The organism is Methylobacterium sp. WL116 (assembly GCF_008039455.1).
GTDB lineage: Bacteria > Pseudomonadota > Alphaproteobacteria > Rhizobiales > Beijerinckiaceae > Methylobacterium.
Genome location: NZ_VRUV01000543.1, coordinates 1 through 2,907 on the forward strand (window position 1 = coordinate 1; position 2,907 = coordinate 2,907).

Genomic DNA, 2,907 nt, shown 5'->3' on the forward strand with positions numbered 1-2,907 from the left:
GTGCGTCATCGACAAGGCGACCCGGCCCGGTGGCCTTACCCCGGCACAGGCCGACGGCCTCAAGGCGCTGGCCCGGCAGATCGTCTCCCAGATGGAACTCCGACGGGCGGTAGGGAGGGGAAATTCATCGAGCGCATGTTCTTGGATTCCAACATACGTGAACCGCACCGCGACGCCAGTCCTCCCTGGGTTCCGCGAATGGCCCAAGACCCGGGATGTCCAACGACACAACGTTCGATGATGCGTCCGGAGGATGGCGTCTCCCCGTACCGGCCCCGGGTGGGGCACGCGGCGTGACGACCACGCCCCGATCACGCCTACGCGCGCGAACGGGCCGAATGTTTGCCACGCAGCGTCGCCGCGCGCTCGACCGCCATCCGCAGCACGCGCGACAGGTCGGCCACGGAGTACGGCTTCCCGAGCAGCTCGAACCCGTGGGTTCCCTGTGCGGCAAGGACATCGCTGTACCCCGACGCCAGCACCACGGGCAGGCCCGGATGCCGCCGCGTGACCTCACGGGCGAGGTCGACGCCGTTCATCCCGGGCATGACGACGTCGGAGAACACGACCTCGAACCGGTCGGGCGTCTGGTCGAGCTCCGCCAGCGCCTTTCCGGCGTCCGTGGCCCACGCCACCACGTAGCCGAGCTCGGACAAGGCCTGGACGGCGAAGGCGCCCACATCCTGGTTGTCCTCGACGACGAGGACGCGGGTGCCGTGTCCCTCCGCGAGCGCCGCCGGCTCCGATGCCTCCGCATGCAGCGGCGGGGGGGCCGAGGACCGGGGCAGATAGAGGGTGAAGGTGCTTCCCTCCCCGCGGCGGCTCTCGGCCACCACCTCTCCGCCCGTTTGCTTGGCGAAGCCGAAGACCTGGCTCAGGCCCAGCCCGGTCCCTTGTCCCACCCCCTTGGTGGTGAAGAACGGCTCGAAGATCCGGTCCAGCGCCTCGGGCGCGATGCCCATGCCCGTGTCGGCGATGGACACGGCGACGAAGTCGCCGGGAATGATTGGATGCGCCCGCACCGCCGGTATGGCGGAGGTCGACCGCACGCTGATGGAGATGCGGCCCTCGCCCGACATCGCGTCGCGGGCGTTGACCACCATGTTGACCAGCGCCGTGTCGAACTGGCTCGGATCCGCATCGACCAGGTATGGGCGCTCCCGCCCTTCCGCGTCATGGAACGGCTCGATCCTGGTATCCACGTGGATGCGTGCGCCGGTCAGCGTCCGCACCATGTCCGTGACCGAGGCGACGCCGCGGCCGGCGTCGAAGATTTCGGGCTTCAGCGCCTGACGCCGAGCGAAGGCCAGCAGTTGGCCCGTGAGCTTGGCCGCCCGGGCGACGGTGTCGGAGATGGCCTCGACGTAGCGTCCCCGGCGTTCCTCGGCGAGGTTCGGACGCTTCAGCAGGTCGGTCGACGACTTGATCACCGTCAGCAGGTTGTTAAAGTCGTGCGCGACGCCCCCGGTGAGCTGGCCGACCGCCTCCAGCTTCTGGGACTGCCGCAGTTGTTCCTCCAGCGCCCGTCGCTCCGTCACGTCCCGGCCGGCGGCGTAGAATTGGTCGGCGCGCGGCACGACGTTCCATGAGATCCAGCGATAGGCTCCGTCGCGCGTCCGCAGCCGGAGGTCGATCTCGTCGAGGTCCCCCGTGGTGACCACCCGTTCGAAGGCGTTCCCCGTGGCTTCCAGGTCGTCCGGGTGGACGAGCGCGTCGAAGCGCCGGCCGACGAGATCCTCCGGCTCCCATCCAAGGGACGCCGTCCAGGCCGGGTTCACAGCCCGGTACAAGCCGTCGTAGCCGCAGACCACGAACAGGTCCCGGCTCGCGCGCCAGAGGGTATCCCGTTCCTCCTCCCTGTCGCGGGCCGCCGTCTCCAGATGGGTTTCGAGCCGCTTGCGGTCGGTGATGTCGTTGAACAGGATCGCGACCCGTCGCCGGGCCGGGTCGCCGATGCGCAGGGCGTGCACGTCGAACCAGCGCCCCATGGCGACCGCGCCGCTCTCGAACCGTGTCGGGATGCCCGTCAGGGCGACCTCGCCGTAGGCATCGAACCAGGCCTGTTCCAACCCAGGGACGAGTTCGCCGACCCATCTCCCCGTCGCGTCGCGCAGCCCGGTCTGGCGCTCGAAGGCGGGGTTAACCTCGATGAAGCGGTAGTCGACCGCACGGTCCCTGGCGTCGTAGCGCAACTCGACGATGCAGAAGCCCGCATCGACCGCCTCGAAGAGGGCTTGGTAGCGCGCCTCGCTCTCGGCGAGCCGCTCCTCCTCCGTACGGAAGCGTGTCACGTCTAGTTGGCTCGCGAAGAAGTACCGTAGGCTCCCGTCGGCGCCATAGACCGGGCTGACGTAGAGCTCGTTCCGGAACGGAGTGCCGTCGCGGTGGTGGTTCACGAGCTCGACCACGACGTCGCGCCGCGCTGCGATGGCCTCGCGGATCTTGGCGACGTCGCCGGGATCGGTGTCCGGTCCCTGGAGGAAGCGGCAGTTACGCCCGATGAGCTCCTCGGCCCCATAGCCGCAGAGCTCCTGGAACGCGCGGTTGGCGAAGACGATGGGGTTGTCCGGAAGGTTCGGGTCGGTGACGATCTGCGGCATCCGGGTTTTCTCGGCTGCCGTAAACAGGAGATCCGTCCCGGCCGCCGAGGTCCTCTCCCCATCGGCCGGGGCATGCACCTGCCGCTCGTTGCGCTCTCGCAGGCTCCCGATCTCGGCCCTCGCCTCGGCCAGTTGCCGGCGCAGGTCCTCGATTTCCGATCCCATCCCGACGGTCCCCGCGAAGCGTACCCCGAGCCTGGCCGCCGGCGTGACAACGGCCACGAGGCGCGACGGCTCCATCACGCCGCCGCCAGCCCCGACCGGGGGGTAGGCATTCGGTCGGGGGAGGGGATGCAGGGCGTCGGCC

At 69.4% G+C, this 2,907-nt stretch carries 1 protein-coding gene; it reads right to left on the minus strand.

What is annotated here, in order from left to right:
- Window positions 1–317: 317 nt before the first annotated feature.
- On the minus strand, window positions 318–2,765 hold the full coding sequence (locus tag FV223_RS24230) for a PAS domain S-box protein (RefSeq protein WP_147729363.1): 2,448 nt from the start codon (window positions 2,763–2,765) through the stop codon (window positions 318–320).
- Window positions 2,766–2,907: the final 142 nt, after the last annotated feature.